This window comes from Synechococcus sp. R6-10 (assembly GCF_047461815.1).
Classification (GTDB): Bacteria; Cyanobacteriota; Cyanobacteriia; order Thermostichales; family Thermostichaceae; genus Thermostichus.
In genome coordinates this window covers 1-1,486 of sequence record NZ_JANSHW010000096.1, presented here as the reverse complement: position 1 = coordinate 1,486, position 1,486 = coordinate 1, and the positions used below count along the sequence as shown (strand labels likewise).

At 62.4% G+C, this 1,486-nt stretch carries 2 protein-coding genes; one reads left to right on the top strand and one right to left on the bottom strand.

Translation table 11 applies throughout. From position 1 onward, the window contains the following. On the bottom strand, positions 1-168 hold a 168-nt coding region (locus tag NW837_RS03305), incomplete at its 3' end, for an ATP-binding protein (protein ID WP_414329259.1). Between the two features lie 263 nt (positions 169-431). Between NW837_RS03305 and NW837_RS03300 the strand changes: the two genes are divergently transcribed. Beyond that, a complete protein-coding gene (locus NW837_RS03300; RefSeq protein WP_414329257.1) occupies positions 432-1,388 on the top strand; it encodes an IS110 family transposase in 957 nt (318 codons plus the stop codon). The last annotated feature ends 98 nt before the right edge of the window (positions 1,389-1,486 follow it).

Below are 1,486 nucleotides of genomic sequence, written 5' to 3'. Positions count from 1 at the left end.
GGCGTTGAATTGAGGTTCGGGTAGTCCCTGTTCGCGGCAGAGGGCGATCATACGCGCTGTGCCCGTGCCCCAGCGTTCAATCAAGCCTGCAAAGTAGAACGCTTGCGCCCGCAGTGGATTGCGTAAAACCGACAGGTGCTGTGGTTCGCGTAGCTGCTCTACGGTAATACCAATCGCAAGGGCAGAGTTTACAATTGCCCCCCTGGTATATTACTACCAGCGCAAGCACTTGGCGGGGAACCCCGCCAAGTGCAACGGGCGTCGGAGCGTCAGCCCCCCTGGGACAACAAGCCCGTCCGGAGCATACGCCCGACGCCCACACGAACCATAGCCCGAACCCTTGCAAGGGCAACACGCCCGAAACACCAGGAAGGCGCACACACAGGGCACGGTTCGCAACACCAACTATACCCAACAGGAGGAACTAAACGATGACACACACAACACAGACAACGGCACTCTATGTCGGCATCGATGTGAGCCAAAACACGCTCACCGTCGCCCTCTACCCCACCGATGAGGTGTGGACACTCGTCAACGACCCCCACTCCCATACCGCCCTCGTCCAGCACCTTGCCCAACTGCCCGTGCAACGCGTGCTGTTGGAAAGCTCAGGCGGCTACGAAAAAGCGGTCGTCTCTGCCCTGCAGCAGGCAGGGCTGCCTGTGGTCGTCGTGCCTGCCCAGCGGGCTCGCTACTTCGCCAAGAGTATGCGGGGCGACCTCAAGACCGACCGCGCCGACGCACGGATGTTGGCGTACTTTGCCTGCTGCTATCCCGTGCAGCCCGTTGCGCCGTGTTCGCCTGTGCAGGCAGAACTCAAGGAGTTGTGGGCGCGTCGGGAGCAGTTGGTGCAACAGGTGGAGCGCGAAAAGAAGCGTCTGCAGACCGTGCAGTCTGAGGCAGTGCGGGCGTCGCTGGAGCGGATGATTGCCGTACTCAAAGAAGAGATTGCCCAGATTGAGGCGCGGGTTGCCGAGTTGATTGCGTCGGACGCGGACTTGTCGCAGAAGGCGGCGTTGTTGCAGACGGCAGTGGGCGTTGGGCGCGTGGTGGCGTATGGGCTGGTGGCGGAGTTGCCTGAGTTAGGTCAGGTGTCGCATCGGGCGATTGCGGCGTTGGCGGGGTTAGCGCCTGTGCGTTGTGAGAGTGGGGCGTGGGTGGGTCGGGCGCGTGTGCGTGGGGGGCGTCCTCGTGTGCGTCGGTTGTTGTATCAGGCGGCGGTGGTGGCAGCGACGCACGATGGGCGTTGGCGTGCGGTGTATGAGGCGTTGGTGGGTCGTGGGAAGGCGAAGAAGGTGGCGTTGTGTGCGGTGGCTCGTCAGTTGTTGGTGGTGTTGAACGCGATGGTGCGTGATGGGAGGGCATATGAGCGGGTGCAGGAATAGGCAGGACTTGACTTTTCAATACCCTTGCTCCGTAGGTTCCCCCCGCTTCGCGAGGGGAACCGCGTGGGGCGCGTGGGTTCGGTTCCCCCTGCTTGCAG